Source organism: Inquilinus sp. OTU3971 (assembly GCF_038440215.1).
This window is the reverse complement of record NZ_JASATH010000008.1, coordinates 55,971-79,766: the sequence shown is the minus strand read 5'-3', so window position 1 is coordinate 79,766 and position 23,796 is coordinate 55,971. Positions and strand designations below refer to the sequence as shown.

25 protein-coding genes are annotated in these 23,796 nt (G+C 71.9%); 18 read left to right on the top strand and 7 right to left on the bottom strand.

What is annotated here, in order from left to right:
• Positions 1-71: 71 nt before the first annotated feature.
• On the bottom strand, positions 72-806 hold the full coding sequence (locus AAHM41_RS03865) for an SIMPL domain-containing protein (protein WP_342235195.1): 735 nt from the start codon (positions 804-806) through the stop codon (positions 72-74).
• A 133-nt stretch (positions 807-939) separates the two neighbouring features.
• Between AAHM41_RS03865 and AAHM41_RS03860 the strand changes: the two genes are divergently transcribed.
• Both AAHM41_RS03860 and AAHM41_RS03855 read left to right on the top strand, forming a co-directional pair.
• On the top strand, positions 940-4,209 hold the full coding sequence (locus tag AAHM41_RS03860; RefSeq protein WP_342235194.1) for a hypothetical protein: 3,270 nt from the start codon (positions 940-942) through the stop codon (positions 4,207-4,209).
• Between the two features lie 52 nt (positions 4,210-4,261).
• Positions 4,262-4,813, top strand: a complete 552-nt coding sequence (locus tag AAHM41_RS03855) for a methylated-DNA--[protein]-cysteine S-methyltransferase (protein WP_342235193.1) — start codon at positions 4,262-4,264, stop codon at positions 4,811-4,813.
• Positions 4,814-4,817: 4 nt separating this feature from the next.
• Here the strand turns inward: AAHM41_RS03855 and AAHM41_RS03850 are convergent, their stop codons facing one another.
• Positions 4,818-6,020: an MFS transporter gene (locus tag AAHM41_RS03850; RefSeq protein ID WP_342235192.1), complete on the bottom strand. Its 1,203-nt coding sequence runs from the start codon at positions 6,018-6,020 to the stop codon at positions 4,818-4,820.
• Positions 6,021-6,123: 103 nt separating this feature from the next.
• Between AAHM41_RS03850 and AAHM41_RS03845 the strand changes: the two genes are divergently transcribed.
• The 4 genes from AAHM41_RS03845 to AAHM41_RS03830 all read left to right on the top strand — a co-directional run bounded on the left by AAHM41_RS03845 (position 6,124) and on the right by AAHM41_RS03830 (position 8,610).
• Positions 6,124-7,026 (top strand): LysR substrate-binding domain-containing protein, encoded by a 903-nt coding sequence (locus tag AAHM41_RS03845; RefSeq protein ID WP_342235191.1) that lies wholly within the window; start codon positions 6,124-6,126, stop codon positions 7,024-7,026.
• A gap of 69 nt (positions 7,027-7,095) precedes the next feature.
• Positions 7,096-7,746: a glutathione S-transferase family protein gene (locus tag AAHM41_RS03840; RefSeq protein ID WP_342235190.1), complete on the top strand. Its 651-nt coding sequence runs from the start codon at positions 7,096-7,098 to the stop codon at positions 7,744-7,746.
• Positions 7,743-8,090 (top strand): hypothetical protein, encoded by a 348-nt coding sequence (locus AAHM41_RS03835; protein WP_342235189.1) that lies wholly within the window; start codon positions 7,743-7,745, stop codon positions 8,088-8,090. Before AAHM41_RS03840 ends, AAHM41_RS03835 begins: the two co-directional genes overlap by 4 nt.
• 82 nt (positions 8,091-8,172) lie before the next feature.
• On the top strand, positions 8,173-8,610 hold the full coding sequence (locus AAHM41_RS03830) for a GNAT family N-acetyltransferase (protein ID WP_342235188.1): 438 nt from the start codon (positions 8,173-8,175) through the stop codon (positions 8,608-8,610).
• Between the two features lie 3 nt (positions 8,611-8,613).
• Here AAHM41_RS03830 and AAHM41_RS03825 read toward each other — a convergent pair whose 3' ends face one another.
• Positions 8,614-9,507, bottom strand: a complete 894-nt coding sequence (locus tag AAHM41_RS03825; protein WP_342235187.1) for a LysR family transcriptional regulator — start codon at positions 9,505-9,507, stop codon at positions 8,614-8,616.
• A gap of 177 nt (positions 9,508-9,684) precedes the next feature.
• Here AAHM41_RS03825 and AAHM41_RS03820 point away from each other — a divergent pair, with 177 nt between their 5' ends.
• Together AAHM41_RS03820 and AAHM41_RS03815 are read left to right on the top strand one after the other, a co-directional pair.
• Complete coding sequence (locus AAHM41_RS03820; RefSeq protein WP_342235186.1) at positions 9,685-10,848, top strand: GSCFA domain-containing protein; 1,164 nt, start codon at positions 9,685-9,687, stop codon at positions 10,846-10,848.
• A gap of 111 nt (positions 10,849-10,959) precedes the next feature.
• Complete coding sequence (locus AAHM41_RS03815; protein ID WP_342235185.1) at positions 10,960-12,144, top strand: MFS transporter; 1,185 nt, start codon at positions 10,960-10,962, stop codon at positions 12,142-12,144.
• A gap of 42 nt (positions 12,145-12,186) precedes the next feature.
• Here the strand turns inward: AAHM41_RS03815 and AAHM41_RS03810 are convergent, their stop codons facing one another.
• On the bottom strand, positions 12,187-13,428 hold the full coding sequence (locus tag AAHM41_RS03810) for a cyclopropane-fatty-acyl-phospholipid synthase family protein (RefSeq protein ID WP_342235184.1): 1,242 nt from the start codon (positions 13,426-13,428) through the stop codon (positions 12,187-12,189).
• Between the two features lie 189 nt (positions 13,429-13,617).
• On the opposite strand from AAHM41_RS03810, the gene AAHM41_RS03805 reads away from it, so the two are divergent.
• The 6 genes from AAHM41_RS03805 (at position 13,618) to panC (ending at position 18,317) form a co-directional block, all read left to right on the top strand.
• The gene (locus AAHM41_RS03805) at positions 13,618-13,902 is read left to right on the top strand and encodes a GNAT family N-acetyltransferase (RefSeq protein ID WP_342235183.1); all 285 of its coding nucleotides are present in this window, start codon (positions 13,618-13,620) and stop codon (positions 13,900-13,902) included.
• A 59-nt stretch (positions 13,903-13,961) separates the two neighbouring features.
• Positions 13,962-15,380, top strand: coding sequence for an amidase (locus AAHM41_RS03800; RefSeq protein WP_342235182.1), 1,419 nt, complete (start codon positions 13,962-13,964; stop codon positions 15,378-15,380).
• A gap of 103 nt (positions 15,381-15,483) precedes the next feature.
• Positions 15,484-15,960, top strand: a complete 477-nt coding sequence (locus AAHM41_RS03795) for a carboxymuconolactone decarboxylase family protein (protein WP_342235181.1) — start codon at positions 15,484-15,486, stop codon at positions 15,958-15,960.
• A 73-nt stretch (positions 15,961-16,033) separates the two neighbouring features.
• Positions 16,034-16,510 (top strand): carboxymuconolactone decarboxylase family protein, encoded by a 477-nt coding sequence (locus AAHM41_RS03790; protein WP_342235180.1) that lies wholly within the window; start codon positions 16,034-16,036, stop codon positions 16,508-16,510.
• A gap of 146 nt (positions 16,511-16,656) precedes the next feature.
• The gene (gene panB / locus AAHM41_RS03785; RefSeq protein WP_342235179.1) at positions 16,657-17,481 is read left to right on the top strand and encodes a 3-methyl-2-oxobutanoate hydroxymethyltransferase; all 825 of its coding nucleotides are present in this window, start codon (positions 16,657-16,659) and stop codon (positions 17,479-17,481) included.
• Positions 17,478-18,317: a pantoate--beta-alanine ligase gene (gene panC, locus AAHM41_RS03780; RefSeq protein ID WP_342235178.1), complete on the top strand. Its 840-nt coding sequence runs from the start codon at positions 17,478-17,480 to the stop codon at positions 18,315-18,317. Before panB ends, panC begins: the two co-directional genes overlap by 4 nt.
• A 12-nt stretch (positions 18,318-18,329) precedes the next feature.
• Here panC and AAHM41_RS03775 read toward each other — a convergent pair whose 3' ends face one another.
• Together AAHM41_RS03775 and mdh are read right to left on the bottom strand one after the other, a co-directional pair.
• Entirely contained in the window at positions 18,330-18,545 is a 216-nt protein-coding gene (locus AAHM41_RS03775) for a hypothetical protein (protein WP_342235177.1), read from the bottom strand.
• Between the two features lie 175 nt (positions 18,546-18,720).
• Entirely contained in the window at positions 18,721-19,683 is a 963-nt protein-coding gene (gene mdh, locus AAHM41_RS03770) for a malate dehydrogenase (protein WP_342235176.1), read from the bottom strand.
• Between the two features lie 164 nt (positions 19,684-19,847).
• Here mdh and AAHM41_RS03765 point away from each other — a divergent pair, with 164 nt between their 5' ends.
• Positions 19,848-20,432 carry a PRC-barrel domain-containing protein gene (locus tag AAHM41_RS03765; protein WP_342235175.1) on the top strand — a complete coding sequence of 195 codons (585 nt, stop codon included), beginning with the start codon at positions 19,848-19,850 and terminating at the stop codon, positions 20,430-20,432.
• A gap of 8 nt (positions 20,433-20,440) precedes the next feature.
• Complete coding sequence (locus AAHM41_RS03760; RefSeq protein WP_342235174.1) at positions 20,441-21,718, top strand: MFS transporter; 1,278 nt, start codon at positions 20,441-20,443, stop codon at positions 21,716-21,718.
• A gap of 1 nt (position 21,719) precedes the next feature.
• Here AAHM41_RS03760 and AAHM41_RS03755 read toward each other — a convergent pair whose 3' ends face one another.
• A complete protein-coding gene (locus tag AAHM41_RS03755) occupies positions 21,720-22,139 on the bottom strand; it encodes an acyl-CoA thioesterase (RefSeq protein WP_342235173.1) in 420 nt (139 codons plus the stop codon).
• Between the two features lie 144 nt (positions 22,140-22,283).
• Here AAHM41_RS03755 and AAHM41_RS03750 point away from each other — a divergent pair, with 144 nt between their 5' ends.
• Positions 22,284-22,622, top strand: a complete 339-nt coding sequence (locus AAHM41_RS03750; protein WP_342235172.1) for a cupin domain-containing protein — start codon at positions 22,284-22,286, stop codon at positions 22,620-22,622.
• Positions 22,580-23,794, top strand: coding sequence for a family 1 glycosylhydrolase (locus AAHM41_RS03745; RefSeq protein ID WP_342235171.1), 1,215 nt, complete (start codon positions 22,580-22,582; stop codon positions 23,792-23,794). The genes AAHM41_RS03750 and AAHM41_RS03745 overlap by 43 nt, the downstream gene beginning before the upstream one ends.
• The last annotated feature ends 2 nt before the right edge of the window (positions 23,795-23,796 follow it).

The following is a 23,796-nucleotide window of genomic DNA, read 5'->3' as shown; positions in this document are numbered from 1 at the left end:
GGGTGGGGGCGGGGCCCGCCCCGCTGGGGCGGGGAGGGTGAGGGGGCGGCTCCGGCCTCGATCGGGCGTGCTTACTGCGCGATCTCCCAGGTCACGGTCACCCGTGCCTTGAATTCGCTCTCGCCGGCCTCGACCGGGACGGCGGCCATCTTTTCCATGGCGTACGCGGCCATCATCGGGCGCGGCCCGGGTTCCGACCCCGGCTCGGCGATCGCCAGGATGCGGCCCAGCTTCACCCCGGCGGCCTTGGCGATCAGCTCGGCCTTGCGTTTGGCGTCCGCCACCGCGGCCTCGCGCGCCTTGTCCAGCACCGGTGCGGGGTCGGCCAGGCCGAAGCCGATGCCGTCGATCTGGTTCGCGCCGGTGCCGACCGCGGTGTCCAGCACGGCGCCCAGCTTGGTCAGGTCTCGCACCCGCACGGTCACCTGGTTGCGCACCTCGTAGCCGTCGATCTTCGGCGCCTCGCCCGAGCCCTCCTCCGGCGCGGCGTAGCGCGGCTGCACCGAGAAGCCGCTGGTCTGCAGGTCGGCGGCCTGGATGCCGGCCTTCTTGAAGGCGTCGATCAGCGCTGCCATGGCCTTGCTGTTGGCGTCCACGGCCTCGCGCGCGGTCTTGCCCTCGCTGGTGACGCCGCTGGTGATGGTGGCCTGGTCGGGCGCGGCGCTGGCGCTGCCCTCGCCGGTCATCGTCAGCGTTGGCGCGGCGGCCTCGGCGGCCAGGGCCGGTGTCGTGGCGACGATCACGGCCGGCACCGCGACGGCGGCGAGCAGGGCAGCGGCGAGCAGGCTGGAACGGAATCGGGTCATGGTCGGTCCCCGGATGGGTTGCGGTTGGGCCGGAGTAGAGAGGCGAATTGCGACGGCGCCAAGGCAGGCATCGGGTCCCATAGGCATAGGCTCCGGGCCGGGGTAGAAGGGAACCCGGACGGAGGGAACAACAATGACGGCCGACTTCATCCTGCCGCGCGACACCAGTCTCGGGCTGCGCCGGATCGCCAACAACACCGGCCTCGCCGCCGCCCTGCTGCCGAACGGCGCGCTGTTCGCACTGTCGCACCGGGTGGACGAGAAGAGCGACCCGGTGCTGGTCAACCAGGTGCTGGGCTCGCCGATCGCGGGCGGCATCGGCCGGGTGCTGCTGCGGCTCGGCGGCGGCCGCGTGGTCGAGGCGGTCGGGCCGGCGGCGCGGTTGCAGGCCGGCGTCGGGCCGGACCGATTCGTCTGGGGCGGAGAGAGCGAAGGCCTCTCGCATCGCGTCACGCTGTGGCTGGCGCCGGACGCCGATCTCTGGCTGTGGCGGGTCGAGGTCGAGAACAAGGGCCCGGCGGCGGCCGAGGTCTCGGCGGTGCTGCTTCAGGATATCGGCCTCGGCAGCCGCGGCTTCCTGATGAACAACGAGGCCTATGCCTCGCAATATATCGACCACCACATCGGTCGGCACCCGCGCCTCGGCCCGGTGGTGATGAGCCGCCAGGCCCTGGCCCAGGGCGGCCGGATCCCCTGGGTGGCGCATGGCTGCCTGGAGGGCGCGGCCGGCTTCGCCACCGATGCGGCGCAGAGCTTCGGTCCCGGCTTCCGCGACCGGGCCGAGGTGACGGGCGAGTTGCCGGACGAACGGCTGCAGCACGAGGTCGCCTGCCCGGCCATTGCCTCCGCCCTGGTCCCGCTGGCGCCCGGCGCCAAGGCGGCCTGGAGCTTCTTCGGCCTGTTCGTACCGGACCACAAGGGGGCGTCGGTGGATGACGACCTGGCCGTGGTCGACCGGGCGCTGCAGGCCGCCGAGGCCTTCCGCCCGGCCGAGGTGGCGCTGGAGACGCCGGTGCGTGGCCTGCTGCAGGATTCGCCGCCGCTGGTGGCCGAGGATCTCGACACGGCCGCGCTGGACCGCCTCTGGCCGGCCCGGCGGCTGGAGGAGCGGCGGGACGGCGCGGTGCAATCCTTCTTCGTCGATGAGGGCAACCTGAACCGGCACATTGTGCTGCGGGCCAAGGAGCGCGACCTGCGCCGCCGCCACGGCGCGCTGCTGCGCTCCGGCGCCGCGCTGCTGCCGACCGACGGGCTGCTTTGTGCCACGGTCTGGGCGCATGGCGTCTTCGCCGCCCAGCTGACCATCGGCAACACCTCGTTCCACAAGCTGTTCTCGGTCTCGCGCGATCCGTACAACATCACCCGCGCCTCCGGCCTGCGCATCCTGGTCGATGCGGGCGAGGGCTGGCGCTTGTTGTCGGTGCCTTCGGCCTTCGAGATGGGTCTGGCGGAGGCCCGCTGGATCTACCGCTTCCGCGGCCGCACCGTCACCGTCCGCGCTGCCGTCTCCGGCGCCGACACGGCGATGCAATGGCGGGTGGAGGTGGAGGGCGCGCCCTGCCGCTTCCTCGTCCTCGGCCATCTCGTGCTCGGCGAGCGGGAGCTCGAGCAGGCCGGGCGGGTTTCGATCGACGCCGCCGGCAAGCGCATCGCCTTCCGGCCCGACCCGGACTGGCTGTGGGGCCAGCGCTATCCCGACTCGGTCTACCACCTGGTGACCCCGACGCCCGACGCGATCGAGGCGGTCGGCGGCGACGAGCTGTTCTATGCCGACGGGCAGGGGCGGGGCGGCGGGTACATCGCGCTGCGCACCGGCCCGGTCGCCGGCTTCGGCTTCGCCGTCACCGGGTCGCTGACCGATCCGGCGGCGGCCGCCGCCCTGGCCGACCGCTATGCCGCCGGCGTGTCCTTCGACGAGATGCTGGGCTCGGCCAATGCCCATTGGGCGGAGGTGACGCGCGGCCTGCGGGTCACCGGCGGCGGGTCGGAGGGCGCGGCGCTGGACGCCGCCTTCCCCTGGCTGGCGCATGACGCGATGATCCATCTGACCGTGCCGCACGGGCTGGAGCAGTATACCGGTGGCGCCTGGGGCACCCGCGACGTCTGCCAGGGCGCACTGGAGTTCCTGCTGGCGCTGGAGCACGACGCCGCGGCCAAGGAGGTGCTGCGCACGGTCTTTGCCCAGCAATACGAGAGCCGGGGCGACTGGCCGCAATGGTTCATGCTGGAGCCTTACGCCCCGATCCAGGACCGGCACGCCCATGGCGACGTCATCGTCTGGCCGCTGAAGGCGCTGTGCGACTACATCGAGGCCACCGGCGACATGGCCTTCCTGGACGAGCCGGTGGCCTGGCGCAACGAGCAGGATTTTTCCCGCACCGAGCGGCGGGACCCGGTCTCGGCCCATATCGACCGCATCGTCGCGGTGGTGCAGGAGCGGTTCATCCCCGGCACCCGGCTGCTGCGCTACGGCGAGGGCGACTGGAACGATTCGCTGCAGCCGGTCGACCCGCATCTGCGCGACTGGATGGTCAGCGCCTGGACCGTGGCGCTCTTGACCCAGCAGCTCAACCGCTGGGCCGGGGTGCTGGACCATGCCGGCCGGCCGGCCAAGGCGCGCGAGATCGAGGCCCTGGCCGGGTCGATGCACTGGGACCTGCAGCGCCATCTGGTGCGCGACGGCGTGCTGGCCGGCTATGCCGTGTTCAACCCGGACGGCACCGTCGCCGAGCTGCTGCTGCACCCCGACGATACCCGCACCGGCCTGCATTACTCGCTGCTGCCGATGAAGCGGGCGCTGATCGCCGGGCTGTTCGCCGGCGAGGCGGTCGAGCGCCATCTCGAGCTGATCCGCGAGCACCTGACCTTCCCCGACGGCATCCGGCTGATGGACCGGCCGGTGACCTATCGCGGCGGGGTCGAGACCCTGTTCCGCCGGGCCGAATCCGCCGCTTTCTTCGGCCGCGAGATCGGGCTGATGTACACCCACGCCCATCTCCGCGCCGGCGAGGCGATGGCGGCGCATGGCGAGGCGGATGCGGTGTGGCGGATCCTGCTGCAGGCCAGCCCGGTGGCATCGACCGAGGTGGTGCCGAACGCGTCGCCGCGCCAGCGCAACGCCTATTTCAGCTCAAGCGATGCCGCCTTCGCCGATCGCTACGCGGCCGGCGCCGACTGGGGCCTGGTGAAGCAGGGGGCGATCGCCACCGATGGCGGTTGGCGGGTCTATTCCAGCGGGCCCGGGCTGACCACCAACCTGATGCTGTGCCATGTCTTCGGCCTGCGCCGCAGCTTCGGCGAGCGGCTCACCGACCCGCTGCTGCCGTCCGGGCATCCGGATCTGGCGGTGGAGTTGGTGCGGGGCGGCGAGCGGCGGCGCTTCGGCCGGCCCGCGGGGGCATGAGCGCCGCAAGATCCGGGTTGCCAGCATTGCCGCCGCCGGCTGGGATGCGGCCATGATCTTCGCCGATCCCATCCCCCCGATCACCGCCGGCTGGGTCGACACGCCGCTCGGCCCGATGCTGGCCCTGGTCGACGCCACCGGCGCCCTGGTCGGCCTGGATTTCGACGGCGCCGACGGCACCCCGACCTTCAGCCAGCGCCGCGTGGCCCGGGAGGGGCTGCAGACGGGGCCGGCCGATCCCGCCGCGTTGCGCCCGGTCGCGGATCAGCTCGGCGAATACTTCGCCGGCCGGCGCCGGGCGTTCGCACTGCCGATGGCGCCCTTCGGCACGCCGTTCCAGCGCCTGGTCTGGGCGGCGCTCTGCGACATCCCCTGCGGCACCGCCCTGACCTATCGCGACATGGCGCTGCAGCTCGATCGGCCGCAGGCGGCCCGTGCCGTCGGCGCCGCGAACGGCGCCAACCCGATCTCGGTGGTGGTGCCCTGCCATCGCCTGGTCGGCAGCGACGGCACCCTGACAGCCTATGGCGGCGGCCTGCACCGCAAGGCGGCGCTGCTGGAGTTGGAAGGGGTGAGGCCGCCGGCGCTGTCGCTGGCGATCTGAGCCCTCACGCCGCCACCGGCAGCGTCGTCCGGCGGGGCAGGGCCAGGGCCAGGAGGCCGGCCAGGACGGCGAGGCCGATCGAGCCGGCCCAGAGCGGGGCATAGTCGGCGAAGCGGTCGAACACCACCCCGCCCAGGAAGGCGCCCAGCGCCCCGCCCGCGGCATGGCCGGCCGAGATCAGCCCCATCGCCAGACCCAGCCGGGCGGTGCCGAGATGGCTCGCCGCCAGGCTGACCGTCACCGGCACGGTCGAATAGTCGAACAGGCCGAACACCACGGCGAAGACATAGAGCCAGCGGATGTCGGGACCGAGGCCGATCAGCAGGATGAAGCTGGCGGCCCGCGCCAGGTAGATCACGCCCAGTAGCAGCGGCCGGCCGACCCGGTCGGCCAGCCAGCCGGCCAGCACCATCCCGGCCAGGTTCACCGCCGACAGCACGCCATAGGCGGCGGCGCTGGGCAAGGGCGGGAAGCCGCATCGGGCGGCGAAGGGCAGCAGATGCGTCTCGATCACCCCGGTGGTGGTGAAGCCGCAGATCGCGAAGCTCCAGAACAGCAGATGGAACACCGGGCTGCGCATCAGCGCCGCCGGGCCGCCCGCATCCGACTCCTGCCGCGACGGCGGCGCCGGGGCCGGTTCGCCGCGCAGCGCCGCCCAGGCGGCGAGGCCCAGCACCAGGCAGGCGGCGGCCAGGGCGGCGAAGCCGGCGCGCCAGGCCGTGCCCGCGGCCAGCAGCGCCACCAGCGGCACCAGCACCAGCTGGCCCGCGGTGGCGCCGGCGGTGGCAATGCCGGTGGCCAGGCCGCGCTCCTCGCTGAAACGCCGGGCCACCGCCGCGGCGACGATGTTGGTGCCGACCGCGGTGAAGCCGATCGCGGCGACGATGCCGAAGCCGAGCAGGAACAGGGCGATGGAGTGACCCATGGCCACGATCGCGGCGCCGGCGGCGATCAGCAGCAGCCCGCCGGCCAGCAGGCGGCGCGGGCCGTGCCGGTCGACCGCGGCGCCCATCAGCGGCGCCATCGCCGCCATGACGCACAGCGCCAGCGCGCTGGCCCCAGACAGGACGCTGCGGTCCCAGCCCAGCTCCGCCTCGATCGCCGGCATCGACAGCCCGAGCACGGCGCGGACCGAGAAGGACAGCGCCAGCGCCGCAAAGCCGATGCCCACCAGGACCCAGCGGCCGCCCGTCGCCCGTTCCCGCATGATGTCACTCCTTGCATAGATTGGCTAAAGTCTGGCGGGATCGACAGCGGCAGAGCAAACGAGATTCCATGCCGACTGGATTTAGCTCAGCTAAACTCAGGCCATGACCGGGCCACTTCCTCTCCTGGGCCTCAGGGCCTATGCCGAGATCGGCCGGCGCGGCAGCGTCAAGGCGGCGGCCGAGGCCATGGGCGTGACCCCGGGCGCGGTCAGCCAGCAGCTCAAGCTGCTGGAGCAGCGGCTGGGCCTGGTGCTGTTCGAGCGTGACCACCGCGGCATCCGCCTGACCGAGGCCGGCGCCCGGGCGCATCCGCTGGTCCAGCGCGGCTTCGACCAGTTGGCCGAGGCGCTCGACCTGCTGGCGGTGGAGGGCCGGCGGGAGACGCTGACGGTCAGCACCGCGCCGGCCTTCGCCGCCTCCTGGCTGGTGCCGCGGCTCGGCCGCTTCACCGCCCGCCATCCGGAGATCGAGGTGCGGGTGGAGGCGACCACGGCGCTGTCCGATCTCGGCCGGGTCGACGTGGTGCTGCGCCACGGCCTCGGCCACTGGCCGGGGCTGGTGTCGGAGCCCCTGCTGGCGCCGCGCCTGCTGCCGGTCGCCAGCCCGGATCTGCTGCGCCGCGGTCCGCCGATCACGGCGCCGGCCGACTGCCTGGCCTTCCCGCTGCTGCAGGACGGTGACCGGGCCGACTGGCGGCTGTGGCTGGCGGCGCAGGGGATCGAGGATCCGCGGGCCGAGCGCGGCCCCGCCTTCGACAGCGACCTGCTGCTGGTGCGGGCGGCGATCGCCGGCCAGGGGCTGGCGCTGATCCGTGACCTCTATGTCGAGGAGGAGATCGCCGCCGGCCGGCTGGTGCTGGCGCTCGACCGGCCCTGGCCGACACGGTTCGCCTATTACGTCGCCGCCCGGCCGGCCGTGTGGCGGACGCCCAAGCTGGCCGCCTTCCGCGCCTGGCTTGTCGAGGAGGTGCGCGGGGTCGAGGATGGGTTGACCGGACCGGGCTGAGCCGTCCTGGCTTCACAATCCGCATCTGTGGTTCACTGCCGCCACGACGACATTCCTCGGGGGAGGACCATGACCACGCCGCGCTTCATCCTGCACCACGCGCCGCGCTCCCGCTCCAGCCGCATCCTGTGGCTGCTGGAGGAGACGGGGGTGCCGTTCGCGGTCGCCCAGCACGACTTCGCCAAGGCGACACACAAGGACCCCGCCTATCTCGCCATCAACCCGGCGGGCAAGGTGCCGGCGCTGATCGACCGCGGCCCGGCCGGGGACTGGTCGCCGCCGGCGGTGGTGACCGAGAGCGCCGCGATCTGCGCCTATGTCGCCGACACCCTGCCCGAGGCCGGCCTCGCGCCGCCGGTCGGCTCGCGCGAGCGTGCGGCCTACGCCACCTGGATCGGCTACTGCCCATCGGTGCTCGAGCCCGCTCTGTCCGATTCGGTGTTCCCGCGGCGCGAGGAGCCGCCGGCCAGCACGCTCGGCTGGTGCCCCTTCCCCGAGGCGCTGCGGCGGGTCGAGACGGCGCTGCAGGCCGGCGGTCCCTATCTGCTCGGCGCCCGGTTCAGCGCCGCCGACGTGCTGATCGGGTCGCTGCTGCAATGGCTGCAGGGCTGGGGCAAGCTGCCGGAGAACCCGACGCTGGCGGCCTACCTCGCCACCCTGGCCACGCGTCCGGCGGTGCAGCGCGCCCAGGCCCGGGATGCGGCGCAGACCGCGGCATGACGCTCCGGCCTCTCGCTGCGGTCGCGGCCTTCACCGCCGCGATGCTGGCCGCCGCCGGTCCCGCCCGGGCTCAGGCCGCCCATCCCTGTGCCACCGATGCCGTCGCCCATGCCCGCACGCTGCTGGCGTTCCATTTCGGCGAGGACACCGAGCTGTCGGTCGACGACACCGCGAAGGCCGTGGGCACGGTCAAGGCCCTGCAGGGCGAAGGCCGTTTCGACGTGCTCGAAGTCTGGGGCTTCATCTACAAGGCCGAGTACCGGACGCATTTCCTCTACGCCCAGATCCCCGACACCTGCGCCCTGATGGGGCAGGAAATCCTGGAGGCCAGCGATCCCTACTGACATCGTCCGCCCCGCCGTCGCGGCCGATGCGCCGGCCATCGCCGCGCTGCATGTCGCGGTCTGGCGCGACACCTATCGCGACTTGGCGCCGCCCCAGGCCGCGGCCGCGCTCGACGTCGGCCGCCGTCAGGCCCGCTGGGAGGCGACCCTGGCCGATCCGGCGCAGACTGCCCTCGTCGCCGAGATCGACGGCACGCTGGCCGGCTTCGGCCTGGCCGGGCCGCCGGGCGACCCCGCCTTCGGCGACCGGGGCGAGGTCAAGTACCTCTATGTCGGCCGCGACTTCGCCCGCCGCGGCATCGGCCGCCGGCTGCTCGCCGCCATGGCCGCGGCGCTGGCCGAGCGGGGCTATGCGGCGCTCGGCCTCGGCGTGGTGGTCGGCAACGACCCGGCGATCGCCTTCTACGAGGCCCAGGGCGGCCGCCGCGCCGGCGCCTACACCGACCCCGGTCCGCTCTGGCGCTCCGACAACCTGCTCTACGCCTGGGACGACCTGCCGGCCCTAGCGGCGCGAGGATAGCACTTACTCGAAGCGCAGCCGTTCGACCAGAAAGTCGATAAAGGCGCGCACCCGGGCCGGCATGGTGCCGCGGCCCAGGAACAGGGCGTGGATCTCCTCCATCTCGTGCGGGTCGTACTCCGGCAGCAGCTCGACCAGCCGGCCGGCGGCGAGGTCGGGCATGACGTGGTAGAGGGCGGTGCGGCCGATCCCCATCCCGGCCAGCACCGCCTGGCGCAGCGTCTCGCCGTTGTTGACCACCACGGGCCCGCTCACCTGCATCGGCCGCGGCCCCTCCGGCCCGGCCAGGATCCAGTCGGTGAAGCTGCGGCGGTAGTTGAAGGTCAGGCAATCATGCCCGGCCAGGTCGGCCGGCGTCTGGGGCACGCCGCGGCGCTCGAGATAGGACGGCGCGGCGATCAGGGCACGCCGGCTGGCGCCCAGCTTGCGGGCCTGCAGGCTGCTGTCGCGCAGCGGCCCGTGGCGGATGGCGACGTCGGTGCGCTCGGCCAGGATGTCCACCACCTCGTCGGTCAGGCTGGCATCCAGCGTCACCGCCGGGAAGCGGGCGCGGAACTCCGGCAGCAGCGGCACCACGCAATGGGTGCCGAACGGGATCGAGGCGCTGATCCGAAGCCGCCCGCGCGGTGCCGAGGAGCCGGAGACGCCGGCCTCGGCCTCGGCGATGTCGGCCAGGATGCGGCTGGCCTGCTCGTAGAACAGATCGCCCTCCGGCGTCGGCCGCAGGCTGCGGGTGGAGCGGGCGAGGAGGCGCACCCCCAGCCGGTCCTCCAGCCGGCCGATCAGCTTGGCGACGGCCGACGGCGTCAGGCCGAGGCGGCGGGCGGCGGCGGAGAAGCTGCCTTCCTCCACCACCCGCACGAAGACTTCCATTTCACCGGAACGGTTGATGTCCATGGGCGTTTCTCGGCTGGAGAGCTGTGGCTCGGTTCGTCGAAATCTCTGGATTCAAGGTTTCGATCTGGCGAGGGGTGGATTCGGAAACGACACCCTGTCATGCTGCAACGCATCAAAACTGGTTTCGAGGTGCTGCCGGCCCAGCCGGACTGGGCCGCTAGACGGAAGGGATCTCCCATGTCCAGAATCCTGGTCGAGCAGGACGGCGCGCAGCGCAAGGCCAGCGCGACGTTCTTCCGCGGCGAGACGACGAACTTCTATCCGAGCGACACGTCGCTCGAGCGCGCCGGCGTCGTCTCCGACTATTTCGCCAAGGGCTGGATGCCGGCGGAGCGGTTCGTGACCCGGGACACGCCGATCGTCGCCTTCGGCTCCTGCTTCGCCGAGAACATCAGCCGCTATCTGCACAAGGCCGGCTTCAACGTGCTGACCAAGCGCGACAACCTGGCCTATGTCTCGAGCATGGGCGACGGCATGGTCAACACCTTCGCCATCCGCCAGCAATTCGAATGGGCCTGGCTGGGCAAGACGCCGCAGGCCGAGCTGTGGCACGGCTATGATGCCGCCGAGTTCGGCTATGACGAGGCAGTGCGGCTGCGGACCAAGGCGCTGTTCGACGAGGCGGAGCTGTTCGTCATTACCCTCGGCCTGTCCGAGGTGTGGTACGACGAGCCGACCGGCGAGGTGTTCTGGCGGGCGGTGCCGAAGGACAAATACGACCCGGCTCGGCACAAGTTCCGCGTCACCAGCCATGCCGAGAACCTGGAGAACCTGCAGGCGATCCACGCGCTGATCCGCGGCTTCCGGCCGGATGCGGCGGTGCTGTTCACGGTGTCGCCGATCCCGCTGACCGCGACCTTCCGGCCGGTGACCTGCCTGTCTGCCAATGCGGTGTCGAAGGCGATCCTGCGCGCGGCGATGGACGAGTTCTTCCGCCGCAACGCCCCGAGCGACCCGCGGCTGTTCTATTTCCCGAGCTACGATATCGTCATGCACGGCTTCAGCCACCAGTGGCGGGACGACCGGCGGCACGTCTATTCGCATGTGCTCGACTTCAACATGAAGGTGTTCGAGCGCTACTACTGCCAAACGGCGATGAACGACGAGGCGCTGCTGGCCTCGTTCCGCTACGCCCAGCGCCAGGACCGGCTGATCGGCCAGCTCGGCCACGCCGCAGTGGCGCTGCACGAGGCCGAGACGGCGGATGAGCGCAAGGCGGCCCGGGTGGCGGCGGCCAAGCGCAGGCGCGAGCTGGAGCGGGCGAAGATCCGCGAGGGGCGGCGGCAGCAGCGTATCGCGGCGCGCCGTGCGGGCCAGGGGCAGGCGATCGCGGCGGAGTAGGAGGTTCGGCATCTTGGAAGCCGCGTCACAACTGATTGGCTTTCCGGAAGCATAGTCCAAGCCGGGCGCGACGACCATCTAGCGGTGAGCTTTCATCGCAAGGTGGCCGTCATGCCCGTTGCCCTCTATGCCCTCGCGGTCGGTGCCTTCGGCATCGGCATCACCGAATTCGTGATCATGGGCCTGCTGATGGAGGTCGGGACCGATCTCGGCGTCTCGATCTCCATCGCCGGCCTGCTGATCAGCGGCTATGCGCTCGGCGTCGTCGCCGGCGCGCCGATCCTCACCACCCTGACCGGCCGGATGTCGCGGAAGTCCGTGCTGCTGGGGCTGATGGTGATCTTCACCCTCGGCAACCTGGCCTGTGCGGTGGCGCCCGACTACGCCACGCTGATGGCGGCGCGGGTGCTGACGGCCTTTGCCCACGGCACCTTCTTCGGCGTCGGCTCGGTGGTCGCCACCGGCCTGGTGCCGGCGCAGAAGCGCGCCTCGGCCATCGCCATCATGTTCACCGGCCTGACCGTCGCCAACATCCTGGGCGTGCCCTTCGGCACCTGGCTGGGCCAGGGCTTCGGCTGGCGCGCCACCTTCTGGGCGGTGACCGCGGTCGGCCTCGTCGCCCTCGCCGTGATCGCCGTCGCCGTGCCGAAGGACGAGGCGCCGGCCGAGGAGTCGGACTGGCGGCAGGATCTGAAGGTGCTGGCGCGCCGCCCGGTGCTGCTGGGCCTCTTGACCACCGTGCTGGGCTTCGCCGCCGTCTTCGCCGTCTTCACCTATATCGCGCCGATCCTGACCCAGATCACCGGCGTGTCGGAACGGGCGGTGTCTCCGATCCTGCTGGTGTTCGGCGGCGGGTTGGTGGTCGGCAACTTGGCTGGCGGCAGGTTCGCCGATCGCTGGCTGGTGCCGACGGTGCTGGGCAGCATGCTGGTCCTGGCCGTGGTGCTGGGGCTGATGACCTTCGCCGTGCACAGCACCGTCCTGGCCGTGGTCTTCGTCGGCCTGCTCGGCGCCGCCGGCTTCGCCACCGTCGCGCCGCTGCAGATGTGGGTGATGGAGAAGGCGGAAGGCGCCGGCCAGAGCCTGGCCTCCAGCTTCAACATCGCCGCCTTCAACCTCGGCAACGCACTGGGCGCCTGGCTCGGCGGCCAGGTGATCGAGCACGGGCCCGGCCTCGGCGCAGTGCCCTGGGTGGCGGCGCTGGTGCCCCTGGTCGGCGTCGCGGTGGCGATGGTCAGCCTGCGGCTCGACCGCCGCGCCCCGACCCTGGTCCCGGCGGCGGATTGTGCCTCCTGACTTCCCGAATGGCCCGCCGATCCCCGGCGGGCCGTTCTCGTCTCAGCCCGCGGCCCGACTTGGTTCCGGCAGGCTGTCGCCGGCGTCGGTCAGCGCCATCGCGCGCTCGCGCTCGACCATGTAGTCGCGGGTGATCGGCACGGTGTCGATGCGCTTGGCGAATTGCAGTTGGAACACCACGGTGGTGCGGTAGCGGAAGCCGACCTCGCACAGCGCCAGATAGAACTCCCACATCCGGCAGAAGCGCTCGTCGTAGAGCTTCGCGGCGTCGGCCCGGCGGGCCATGAAGCGCTCGCGCCAGTGCCGCAGCGTCTCGGCGTAGTGGATGCGCAGCACCTCGACATCGGTGACATAGAGGCCGTGGCGCTCCGCCATCGTCGCCAGTTCCGACAGGGTCGGCAGGTCGGCGCCCGGGAAGATGTATTTGCGGATGAACGGGTTGATCGGGCCCGGCGTGTCGGAATAGCCGATGCTGTGGATCAGGGCGACGCCGTCATCGGCCAGCAGGCCGTGCAGCTTGGCGAAGAACTCGGCGTAGTTGCGCTTGCCGACATGCTCGAACATGCCGACCGAGACGATGCGCTGATAGGGCCCGGCCTCCTGCCGATAGTCGCGCAGGTGGAACTGCGCCCGATCCGCCAGCCCGGCCGCGGCCGCCCGCGCCGTGCTCAGCTTGTGCTGCTCGGTGCTCAGGGTCACGCCGGTGACGTCGGCCCCGGCCTCGCGGGCGAGGTAGAGCCCGAGCCCGCCCCAGCCGGAGCCGATGTCCAGCGTCTTCAGACCCGGCCGGTCGAACAGCAGCTTGGCGGCGATGTGCCGCTTCTTGTTCAGCTGCGCCGTCTCCAGGCTGTCCCCGGGGGTGGCGAAATAGGCGCAGGAATACTGGCGGTCGGTGTCGAGGAACAGGTCGTACAGCTGGGCCGACAGGTCGTAGTGATGGGCGACGTTGCGCTGCGCCTTGCCGATCGGGTTGGTCTGCTTCAGCCCGCGGGTCACCCGCTCGACCAGCGCCAGCCAGCCATGGCGATCGACTTTGAAGTTCTGCGCCAGCAGCGCCAGGAAGTCGTAGAGCGAACCTTCCTCGATCGTCAGCTGGCCGTCCATATAGGCCTCGCCCAGCGCCAGGCCAGGGTTCAGCGCCAGGGAGTAGGCCAGCCGACGCGACTTCAGCCGGATCACGGCGCGGGGCGGCGAGTCGTCGCCGATCTTGTGGGCGACGCCGGCGGCGTCGATCACCCGCAGGCTGCCGGTCCGGACGATCGATTTCAGAAGTGCGATGAACATCCTGCCCAATCCCACATTGATCCGTCGCCGCCTGGCGCGGGTCGGGCATGGCCGAGAACCCGGATGCCGGGGCGATTCCCCTGCCCAAGCGCAAAGTTGGATCATGCCTCGGATGGTTTGTGTACCCTTTTTGTGCGGGCGGGACGGCCGGGCCATACTGCCCGCACCGAATCCGATGGAGGAGCAGCGATGGCCGAGGTGGCCGACAATCCGGCGCTGAGCCGCTACGAGATGGCGGTCGACGGCATCACCGCCTTCGTCTCCTATCGCCGCGACGGCGATGTGGTCGAGCTGGTCCACACCGAAGTGCCGCAGGCGCTGTCCGGCCGCGGCGTCGGCACCGCCCTGGCGCGCGGCACGCTGGACCTGATCCGCGCCGCCGGGCTGACCATCCGGCCGCTCTGCCCGTTCATCGCCGCCTTCATCGAGCGCCATCCGGACTACGCGGATCTGGTGGCCGCCGATCGCGGTTGACGCTGTCCGCCGCGGCCCCGCAGATTTGCCGGACAAGAATTCCGGAGCAAGAGGCGGTCATGGCGGAGCTGTGCGATCTCGAGGCGGTGGAACTGCGGCGCCTGATCGGGGCGGGGGAGGTCTCGCCGGTCGATCTGGTCGAGAGCTGCATCGCCCGGATCGAGGCGGCCGACCCGGCGGTGAACGCCATCACCGCCAAGGCCTATGACCGGGCCCGGGCCGAGGCGCGGGCGGCCGAGGCCGTGGTGCGCCGCGGCGACGCCCTCGGGCCGCTGCACGGGCTGCCGATCGGAGTGAAAGACCTCAGCGAGACCGAAGGGCTGTTGACCGCCTATGGCTCGCCGCTGTTCGCCGAGAACGTGCCGGCGGCGGATGAGCGGGTGGTGGCGGTGCTGCGTGATGCCGGGGCGATCGTGCTGGCCAAGACCAACACGCCGGAATTCGGCGCCGGCGCCAACACCCGCAACGAGGTGTTCGGCCCGACCCGCAATCCCTTTGATCACGACCTGACCTGTGCCGGCTCCTCCGGCGGCTCGGCGGTGGCGCTGGCCTGCGGCATGGTCCCGCTTGCCACCGGCTCCGACCTCGCCGGCAGCCTGCGCACCCCGGCCGCCTATTGCGGCATCGTCGGCTTCCGCCCGACACCGGGCCTGATCCCGACCGAGACCCGCGGCCATGGCTGGTCGCCGCTGTCGGTCGATGGGCCGATGGCCCGCACCGTGACCGATGCCGCCCTGATGCTGTCCGCCATGGTCGGCCACGACCCGCGCGACCCGCTGTCGCTCGGCGCCGAGGGCGAGCCCTTCCGCGCGCTCGACCCGGTCGAACTCGGCGGCCTGACCGTCGCCTTCACCGAGGATCTCGGCTTCGCCCCGGTCGACAGCCGCGTCCGCCGCAGCTTCCGGGCCGCCCGCCAGGCGCTGGAGCCGGCGGTGGGCGGCAGCGTCGATTTCACCGTGGACATGGCCGGGGTGGACCAGGCCTTCGCCACGCTGCGCGCCGTCGGCTTCGTCGCCTCGCACCGCGAGAAGGTCGAGGCGACGCCGGACAAGGTCGGGCCGAACGTCAGCGCCAATGTCGCCGCCGGGATGAAGCTGGGCCTCGCCGACGTGGCCAGCGCGCTGACCGTGCAGACCCGGGTGGTCCGCGATGCCGACGCCTTCCTGTCCGATGTCGACGTGGTGATCTGCCCGGTGGCCGGCCATCCGCCCTTCCCGTGGCAGGACTGGTACCCGGCGACGATCGACGGCGCCGCTTTGTCCAGCTACTTCCACTGGCTGGCGCTGGCCTATGGCCCGACCCTGGCCGGGCTGCCCTCGGTGGCGCTGCCCTTCGGCCGCGACGAGGCCGGCCTGCCCTTCGGCCTGCAGATCATCGGCCGCCGCCGCGGCGACCATGCGGTGCTGTCCGCCGCCCGCGCGATCGAGGCCTGGGCCGGGCAAAACGGCTTCGGCCGGGCGGTTCCGGACGCGGCCTGACGATTTTCCCGGCGGGCCTGTCACATCCGCGAAAGCCATCTCGTCTTGATGTCGAGACCGCCCGATGGGCGGGTCCGATCTCAAGACTGGGAAGGTTCGACCAATGTCCGCTCGTCTCAACTACGCCGCCATCGCCCCCGGCGCCATCAAGGCCCAGTACGGCGTGCACACCTATCTCGAGGGCTGTGGCCTGCCGATGACCCTGCAGGAGCTGATCTTCCTGCGGGTCTCGCAGATCAACGGCTGCGCCTACTGCCTCGACATGCATTCCAAGGCGCTGCGCCAGGCCGGCGAGGGCCAGCAGCGGCTGGACGCCGTCGCCGGCTGGCGCGAGGCGCACGGCCTGTTCAGCGCCCGCGAGCAGGCGGCGCTGGCCTGGGCCGAGGCGCTGACCCTGGTCGCCGACACCCGCCAGGTGCCGGAGGCGATCTACCAGTCGGTGAAGGCGCAGTTCGAGGATCGCGAGCTGGTCGACCTGACCCTCGCCATCTGCTCGATCAACAGCTGGAACCGCCTGGCCGTCGGCTTCGCCAAGGGGCCGCAGCCGGACGCGGAGAGCCAGAAGGCGGCCGCGGCCTGAGGCTGCGAGAGCGCTGTTGCGTGGCCTCTTCCGCCGGACGCGGGAGAGGCCCATCCGAAGCAGGTCTTCCGACATGTCCAAGCGTCTCGACTGGGCGGCCACGGCCCTCGGCGCCCGCAAGGCGCAGTACGGCGTGCATCTCTATCTGGAGAACTGCGGCCTGCCCACGGCCCTGCTGCTGCTGATCGATTTGCGGGTGTCGCAGATCAATGGCTGCGCCTTCTGCCTCGACATGCATGCCAAGAGCCTGCGCGAAGCCGGGGAGAGCCAGCAGCGGCTCGACTGCCTGGCCGGCTGGCGCGAGGCGCACGGCCTGTTCAGCGCCCGCGAGCAGGCGGCGCTGGCCTGGGCCGAGGCCCTGACCCGCGTCGCCGACAGGCGGCAGGTGCCGGATGCGATCTACGCGGCGGCGAAGGCGCAGTTCAGCGACCGCGAGCTGGTCGACCTGACGCTCGCCATCTGCTCGATCAACAGCTGGAACCGCCTGGCCGTCGGCTTCGGCAAGGGCCCGGTGCCGGATGCGGAGAGCGAGCGGGCGGCGGCGGCCTGACGTTTCCGCCGCTCCTCCAGCTCTGACGGGCGGCTTCGGCCGTCCGTTGTTTTCCGCGCCGTGACATCTGGCTTGCCTCAACGGATTTTGCACTGCAGCATCCCGGATCGGGACGACAGATCCCGAAGTCCTGGGAGTGCACCGAGGTGAGCGTTTCCGCCGCGATCCGGCGCATCACGATCCCGCAGCTCCGCGCCCGCAAGGGGCAGGAGCCGATCGTGGTGCTGACCGCCTACACCACGCCGGTGGCCCGGCTGCTGGACCCGCATGTCGACGCGCTGCTGGTCGGCGACAGCCTGGGCATGGTGGTGCATGGGCTCGACAGCACGGTCGGCGTCACGCTCGAGATGATGGCGCTGCACACCGCTGCCGTTCGCCGTGGCTCGGCCCGGGCCGCGATCGTCGCCGACCTGCCCTTCGGCAGCTACCAGGCCTCGCCGCGCGACGCCTTCGCCGCCTCGGCCCGGCTGATGGCCGAGGGCGCCTCCGCCGTGAAGCTGGAGGGCGGCGAGGAGATGGCGGAGACGGTGGCCTTCCTCACCGCCCGCGGCATCCCGGTGATGGGCCATGTCGGCCTGCTGCCGCAATCGGTCAACGTGCTGGGCGGTTACAACGCCCGCGGCCGGTCGGCGGAGGAGGCGGCGCGAATCCTGGTCGCGGCGAAGGCGATGGCCGCGGCCGGCGCTTTCTCGCTGGTGATCGAGGGCACGGTCGAGCCGCTGGCCCGCCGGATCACGGAGGAGGTGCCGATCCCGACCATCGGCATCGGCGCCTCGGTGGCCTGCGACGGCCAGGTGCTGGTGACCGACGACCTGCTCGGGCTGACCGGCGCCGCCACGCCGCGCTTCGTTCGCCGCTATGCCGACCTGGAGGCGGCGATCACCGAGGCGGTGACAGGCTTCGCCGCCGATGTCCGCGCCCGGCGCTTCCCGGGCCCCGAGCATGTCTTCGCCGAGAAGAAGCCGTCATGACCGATCCCGCCCATCCCGTGATCGCCCGGACCGCGGCCGAGCTGCGCGCCGCGGTCGCCGGCGGGCGCCGGGCCGGCGACCGCATCGGCCTGGTGCCGACCATGGGTGCGCTGCACCAGGGCCATCTCGATCTGGCCGCCGCCCTGCGGAAGGCCGGCGCCGACCGGGTGCTGTTCAGCATCTTCGTCAACCCGGCCCAGTTCGGCCCGAAGGAGGATTTCAGCCGCTATCCGCGGCGCGAGGCCGAGGATCTGGCCAAGCTGGCGTCGACCGGCGCCGACCTGGCCTATCTGCCGACGGTCGGGGAGATCTATCCGGAGGGCTTCGCCTTCTCGATCGTACCCAGCGGCCCGATCGTCGCCGATCTCGAGGCGGCGGTGCGGCCCGGCCATTTCGCCGGGGTGGCGACGGTTGTGGCGAAGCTGCTGATCCAGGCGACGCCCGACCTCGCCGCCTTCGGCGAGAAGGATTTCCAGCAGCTGCTGCTGGTGCGCCGGCTGGTGCGCGACCTGGACTTGCCCTGCGAGATCCTGCCGGTGCCGACGGTGCGCGACCGCGACGGCTTGGCCTTGTCATCGCGCAACGCCTATCTCGGCGAGGCGCAGCTGGCGGTGGCGCGGCGGCTGAACCGGATCCTGGCCGAGATCGCCGCCGACCCGTCGCTGCTGGCCGCCGGGCCGGACCGGCTGCGCGACGCCGGCTTCGACGCGGTCGACTATCTGGTGCTGCGCGACGCCGAGACACTGGCCGAGCCGGCGCCCGGCCGGCCGCGACGGCTGATCGCCGCGGTCCGGCTCGGCGCCACGCGATTGCTCGACAACCTGCCGGTGCCGTAGGACCGGGCCGACTTACTGCGGCGCGGGCGTCTGCGACGGGTCCTGCTGTCCGGTCAGCGAGGAGGGCGGGGACGACAGCGGCTGGCGCTGGATCGGCTCGGCCGGAACCGCCGGCGGTGTCGGCTCGGCCTGCATGATCGGGCGGTCGATCGGCACCGTGTTGTCGCCGCCGCAGGCGGCCAGGGCCAGGACGGACAGGCCGGCGGCGGCCAGGATCAGACGGGTCATGGGCATCCTCGGTCGTTCCATGGGGTGCGCACTCTAGCCATCCGAGGTGGCGGAGGCGAGAGGCGGCGCCACCCCGAAGGCTGGCGCGCGATTGCGGCAGAAATCGGCAGGCCGAAACGACGAACGCCGCGGACCGGGGCCCGCGGCGTTCGCAAACCGCAGAGAGGCGAAACGATCAGGCGGCGGATTCCATCAGCTTCTTGGTGGTCTCGACTAGGCCCTTCACCGCGGCGACCGACTTGTCGAAGGCGGCCTTCTCGTCGGCGTCGAACTGGACCTCGACGATCCGCTCCACGCCGCCGGCGCCGATCACCACCGGCACGCCGATGTAGAAGTCGCTGACGCCGTACTGGCCGGTCAGGTAGGCGGCGCAGGGCAGCACGCGCTTCTTGTCGCGCAGGTAGCTCTCGGCCATGGCGATGGCGGAGGAGGCGGGGGCGTAGAAGGCGCTGCCGGTCTTCAGCAGGCCGACGATCTCGGCGCCGCCGTCGCGGGTGCGCTGGATGATCTGGTCCAGCTTCTCCTGCGTGGTCCAGCCCATCTTCACCAGGTCCGGCAGCGGGATGCCGGCGACGGTGGAGTAGCGGGCCAGCGGCACCATGGTGTCGCCATGGCCGCCCAGCACGAAGGCGGTGACGTCCTCGACCGAGACGTTGAACTCCTCGGCCAGGAAGTAGCGGAAGCGCGCCGAGTCGAGCACGCCGGCCATGCCGACCACCTTCTCCGGCTTCAGGCCGGAGACCTCGCGCAGCACGCCGACCATGGCGTCCAGCGGGTTGGTGATGCAGATGACGAAGGCGTTCGGGGCGTACTGCTTGATGCCGGCGCCGACCGCCTGCATCACCTTGGTGTTGATGCCGATCAGGTCGTCGCGGCTCATGCCCGGCTTGCGCGGCACGCCGGCGGTGACGATGACGACGTCGGCGCCCTCGATCACGGAATAATCGCTGCCGCCCTTGAGCACGGCGTCGAAGCCCTCGACCGCCGAGGCCTGGGCGATGTCGAGCGCCTTGCCCTGCGGCACGCCGTCGACCACGTCGAACAGGACGATGTCGCCGAGCTCCTTGAGGCCGGCGAGAAGGGCGAGGGTGCCGCCGATTTGCCCGGCGCCGACGAGGGCGATCTTGTTGCGCGCCATCACATGCCATCCTTGATGAGGGGGCCGAAAAGTCGGCCCTGTCCTAGCGCTATTTCGCGGGTGCGGCAAGAACGGGCCGGCCCGTCGCGGGTTGATCCGGACGAAGCGGTTGTCATCGACGGCAGGCGCCCCAGATCAGGTCCACAACAACGGCAGGTTCCGCGATGCGCATTCTTCTCCCGGCCGTGCTCGCCGTCGTCGCGGCGGCCGGCACCTCCCGCGCCCAGGAGTCTCAGCCGGCCAAGCCCGAAACGCCGCCTGCCGCCGAGGCCCCGGCCCCGGCAACCCCCGCGCCCGACCAGCGGCAGGCCTCGGAGACGCCGGCGGTCGTGATCGATGGCGGCGCGGCCGGCACGCTGCTCGGCAAATCGGTGCGCAGCGCCTCGGGCGAGGATCTGGGCCGGGTGGTCGACGTCGTGGTCGACCGCGCTGGAATGACGCGGGCCGCCATCGTCGATTTCGGCGGGTTCCTCGGCGTCGGCTCGCGCCAGATCGCGGTCGACTGGCGGGTGCTGCATTTCCCGAAGGACGGCAGCATGGACACCATCGTCACCGACCTGTCGGAGGCCCAGCTGCGCGGCGCCCCGGCCTACAAGCCAGGCGAGCCGGTGGTGGTGGTCGGCCGGGCGGACACCGCGCCGGCCCCCGCCGCCCCTGATGCGCCGGGGTCGCCGTCGTCGGCTCCTGCGCCAGCGACCCCCGCTCCCGCAGCCGCGCCGGAGGCCAACGCACCGGCGCCGAAGCCCTAGCCGGGCCGATGGCGGGAAACGACGGTTTCGACCGGAAGGACGCGGCCGGGGCGATGGCCCCGGTCGATGCGACTGTGCCGCGGCCCTCCCGTGGCAGCCGCCGCGGGCTCGACTGGTTCGTGTTCTTCGTCGCCGATGTGCAGACCGGCTTCGGCGCCTTCGTCGCGGTGTTCCTGACGACGCAGCGTTGGACCCAGGTCGATATCGGCTTGGTGCTCACCGTCAGCGGCTTGGTCGGCCTGGTCGGGCAGGTGCCGCTCGGGGCCTTCGTCGACAGCGTGCGGTCGGTGCGGGCGACGGCCGCGGTGGCGCTGACCGCGATCGGCGTCAGCGCCTTCGCCTTCGCCGCCTGGCCGATCTTCCCGGTCGTGCTGGCCTCGCGCGTGCTGCATGCCGCGGCCAGCTGCATCGTCAGCTTCGCCATCGTCTCGCTCAGCCTCGGCCTGGCCGGCCCGGCCGGGATGAGCGAGCGGCTGGGCCGCAACGCCGCCTTCGCCTCGGCCGGCACCGGCATCGCCGCCGCGGTGATGGGCCTGTGCGGCCAGTACCTGTCGAGCCAGGCGGTGTTCTTCCTGGCCGCGGCGCTGGTGGCGCCGGCCCTGTTCGCTCTGACCCGCATCCGGGCGCAGGAGATCCGGCCCGCCCCGGCGGCGCCGCGGCGGGAAGGCGGGGGGCTGAAGGCCTCGCTGGCCGGCCTCGCCCTGCTGGCGCGCAACCGCACGCTGGTGGTCTTCGCCGGCTGCATCGCCATGTTCCACCTGGCGAATGCGGCGATGCTGCCGCTCGCCGCCAGCATGGTGACGCTGCGGTCGAGCCAGGCGGCGACGCTGATGGTCGCGGCCGCGGTGATCGTGCCGCAGCTGACCGTGACGGTGCTGTCGCCCTGGATGGGCCGGGCGGCGCAGCGCTGGGGCCGGCGGCCGTTCCTGATCCTCGGCTTCGTCGCGCTGGCGATCCGCGCCTTCCTGTTCTCGCTGACCGGCGAGCCGCAATTGCTGGTGGCCTTCCAGGTGCTGGACGGGGTGTCGGCGACGGTGTTGGGCGTGCTGGTGCCGCTGACCGTGGCCGACCTCGCCCGCGGCAGCGGCCATTTCAACCTGGCCCAAGGGCTGGTCGGCTGCGCCATGGGCATCGGCGCCGCGGTCAGCACCATCCTGGCCGGCTTCGTGGCCGACAGCTTCGGCAGCTACGCCGCCTTCACCACGCTTGCCGCGGTGGCCGCGGCCGGGCTGGTGCTGATCACGCTGACGATGCCGGAGACGCGGCCGGCCGAGGAGACGGCCTGATCTACAGCTCGGGCGCGAAGCGGGTGCGCAGTTCCTCCGGGATCGGGAAGGATTGCCGTGTCTCCAGGTCGAACATGGCGCTCACCGTCTCCGCCGTCGCGTGGCAGCGGTCGCCGACGAACAGCGCCTGGGCATAAGTGAAGGATTTGCCGCCCAGCTTCACCATCCGGGTGCCGATGCGCACGTCGTTCGGCCAGGTCAGTTCGCGCAGGAAGTTCATGGTGATGCGCACCACCACGGCGCCGCGGCTCTTGCCCAGATGGATGCCGGCGTCGCGGAAGAAGTGCAGCCGCGCCGTCTCGAAATAGACGCCATAGGCGTTGTTGTTCACATGGCCCAACGCGTCGGTGTCGGAGTAGCGCACGCGCTCCTCCGCCCAATGCGGATAGGCGGCGGGGTCGGTCGGGTCGAAATCGGTCATCGCGCTCTCCGGGGCGGGTTGATCGCGACATAGCCCCGAATCGGCGGCCGAGGAAAGCCGCAGCTTGTCGCGAGACAAGGTTCCGATCGCCGGCCGGGGCCGGCGGGCCTACCGTTCCCGGACCAGGGACAGAGGGAGAGCGCCATGAGCGCCGAAGACTGGCTGATCACGGTGGCCGAAATCGCGGCCCGTTTCCCAGCTCCGCCGGCCGAGCAGTTCCTCTACCGGCTGCAGCACGGCACCATGAAGGCCGGGCTCTACGCCCCGCGCGGCACCGATCCGCAGGGTCCGCACAAGCGCGACGAGCTCTATGTGGTCTGGCGCGGCAGCGGCACGTTTTTCCGTGACGGCGAGCGGAAACCGTTCGGACCGGGTGACGTGATCTTCGTTCCGGCCCATATGGAGCATCGGTTCGAGGAATTCAGCGATGATTTTGCGACATGGGTGATCTTCTGGGGCCCGGAGGGCGGGGAGACGAGCTAGCGCCGGCGGCGGCTGCGCTGGTCTGGGGCGCTGATCTCGGCGTGCCGGCGACGCCGCGGCAGGAGGCCGAGGCGCTGCGCCTGGCGGCCGAGATGGGCGCCACCGCCGGCCGCTTCGCCCTCGACTGGGCGGCGCTGCAGCCGGAGGGGCGCGGCAAGCTCGACCCGGCGGCGGTGGCCGGGCTCGACCGCCGGGTCGATGCGATGGGCGAGGCCGGGCTTGCCCCCTGGCCGCTGCTGGCGCCGGCCCGGCTGCCGCGCGACATCCGCATCCGCGGCGGCTGGACCGCGCGCGACACGGCCTGGCGCTTCGCCGAATTCGCCTGCCGCGTCGCCGGCCGGATCGGCGATCGGATGGCGGCGCTGACGATCGATGCCGGTGCCCCCGGCTTCGCCCGCGACGAGACGGCGTGGCGCGACCGCCCGATCGGCATGGCCGAGGACGCGGCCTTCCGTGCGATCCTGCACCACCTGCTGCTCGGCCGTGGCCTGGCGCTGTCGGCGCTGCGGCAGGAAAGCGACCGCTGGCGCCTGGGTGCCGCGCTGGCCGGCCCGCCGCCCGAGCCCTGGGATGACACGCTGGCCTCCTCCGACGCCGTGGTCATCGCCGAGGCGCTGGGCTGGGAGGCGTCGGTCACCACCCTGCGCGATGGCCGGTACCCCGAGCTGGCGGCCGAGCGGCTGGGCCGGCTGGTCGAGGAGGACGACGAGAAGCGTTGCCGCGGCCCGGTCGACCAACTGCTGCTCGACCATGCCGGGCCGCTCTGGGCCCGGATGGAGGATGCGGCCCCGGGCGGGGTGAATTTGGTCGGCCGTCCGCGCGGAACTGTGCCCGCGAGCGCCGGCCCCGACTCGCTGCGCCGGGCGCTCGACCGACTGGCCGAGGCCTGGCCGAAGCTACCGCTCCATCTGACGCTGCGGGTCGCGGCCGAGGACCCGCCGCTCCACGAAGGGCGGATCGAGGACGGTGCCCGGATCGAGCGGCTGGAGACCCATCTGGAGGCGGCCGAGGCTGCCTGGGAAGCGGGCGTGCCGCTCGCCACCCTGTTCCTCGGCCCGGTGCTGGACGACGGGTTCGCGCCGCCCGCCGGGCTGGCCGCTTGGGACAAACGGGCCGACGCGCCGCTGCCGAAGGACAGCTGGCGCCGGCTGCAGTCCCGGATCCGAGGGTAGGC

Excerpts from the sequence above, each read along its gene's own strand:
- AAHM41_RS03865 (WP_342235195.1), bottom strand. The coding sequence starts at position 806 with ATGACCCGATTCCGTTCCAGCCTGCTCGCCGCTGCCCTGCTCGCCGCC.
- AAHM41_RS03860 (WP_342235194.1), top strand. The coding sequence starts at position 940 with ATGACGGCCGACTTCATCCTGCCGCGCGACACCAGTCTCGGGCTGCGC.
- AAHM41_RS03855 (WP_342235193.1), top strand. The coding sequence starts at position 4,262 with ATGATCTTCGCCGATCCCATCCCCCCGATCACCGCCGGCTGGGTCGAC.
- AAHM41_RS03850 (WP_342235192.1), bottom strand. The coding sequence starts at position 6,020 with ATGCGGGAACGGGCGACGGGCGGCCGCTGGGTCCTGGTGGGCATCGGC.
- AAHM41_RS03845 (WP_342235191.1), top strand. The coding sequence starts at position 6,124 with ATGACCGGGCCACTTCCTCTCCTGGGCCTCAGGGCCTATGCCGAGATC.
- AAHM41_RS03840 (WP_342235190.1), top strand. The coding sequence starts at position 7,096 with ATGACCACGCCGCGCTTCATCCTGCACCACGCGCCGCGCTCCCGCTCC.
- AAHM41_RS03835 (WP_342235189.1), top strand. The coding sequence starts at position 7,743 with ATGACGCTCCGGCCTCTCGCTGCGGTCGCGGCCTTCACCGCCGCGATG.
- AAHM41_RS03825 (WP_342235187.1), bottom strand. The coding sequence starts at position 9,507 with ATGGACATCAACCGTTCCGGTGAAATGGAAGTCTTCGTGCGGGTGGTG.
- AAHM41_RS03820 (WP_342235186.1), top strand. The coding sequence starts at position 9,685 with ATGTCCAGAATCCTGGTCGAGCAGGACGGCGCGCAGCGCAAGGCCAGC.
- AAHM41_RS03815 (WP_342235185.1), top strand. The coding sequence starts at position 10,960 with ATGCCCGTTGCCCTCTATGCCCTCGCGGTCGGTGCCTTCGGCATCGGC.
- AAHM41_RS03810 (WP_342235184.1), bottom strand. The coding sequence starts at position 13,428 with ATGTTCATCGCACTTCTGAAATCGATCGTCCGGACCGGCAGCCTGCGG.
- AAHM41_RS03805 (WP_342235183.1), top strand. The coding sequence starts at position 13,618 with ATGGCCGAGGTGGCCGACAATCCGGCGCTGAGCCGCTACGAGATGGCG.
- AAHM41_RS03800 (WP_342235182.1), top strand. The coding sequence starts at position 13,962 with ATGGCGGAGCTGTGCGATCTCGAGGCGGTGGAACTGCGGCGCCTGATC.
- AAHM41_RS03795 (WP_342235181.1), top strand. The coding sequence starts at position 15,484 with ATGTCCGCTCGTCTCAACTACGCCGCCATCGCCCCCGGCGCCATCAAG.
- AAHM41_RS03790 (WP_342235180.1), top strand. The coding sequence starts at position 16,034 with ATGTCCAAGCGTCTCGACTGGGCGGCCACGGCCCTCGGCGCCCGCAAG.
- panC (WP_342235178.1), top strand. The coding sequence starts at position 17,478 with ATGACCGATCCCGCCCATCCCGTGATCGCCCGGACCGCGGCCGAGCTG.
- AAHM41_RS03775 (WP_342235177.1), bottom strand. The coding sequence starts at position 18,545 with ATGACCCGTCTGATCCTGGCCGCCGCCGGCCTGTCCGTCCTGGCCCTG.
- mdh (WP_342235176.1), bottom strand. The coding sequence starts at position 19,683 with ATGGCGCGCAACAAGATCGCCCTCGTCGGCGCCGGGCAAATCGGCGGC.
- AAHM41_RS03765 (WP_342235175.1), top strand. The coding sequence starts at position 19,848 with ATGCGCATTCTTCTCCCGGCCGTGCTCGCCGTCGTCGCGGCGGCCGGC.
- AAHM41_RS03760 (WP_342235174.1), top strand. The coding sequence starts at position 20,441 with ATGGCGGGAAACGACGGTTTCGACCGGAAGGACGCGGCCGGGGCGATG.
- AAHM41_RS03755 (WP_342235173.1), bottom strand. The coding sequence starts at position 22,139 with ATGACCGATTTCGACCCGACCGACCCCGCCGCCTATCCGCATTGGGCG.
- AAHM41_RS03750 (WP_342235172.1), top strand. The coding sequence starts at position 22,284 with ATGAGCGCCGAAGACTGGCTGATCACGGTGGCCGAAATCGCGGCCCGT.
- AAHM41_RS03745 (WP_342235171.1), top strand. The coding sequence starts at position 22,580 with ATGGGTGATCTTCTGGGGCCCGGAGGGCGGGGAGACGAGCTAGCGCCG.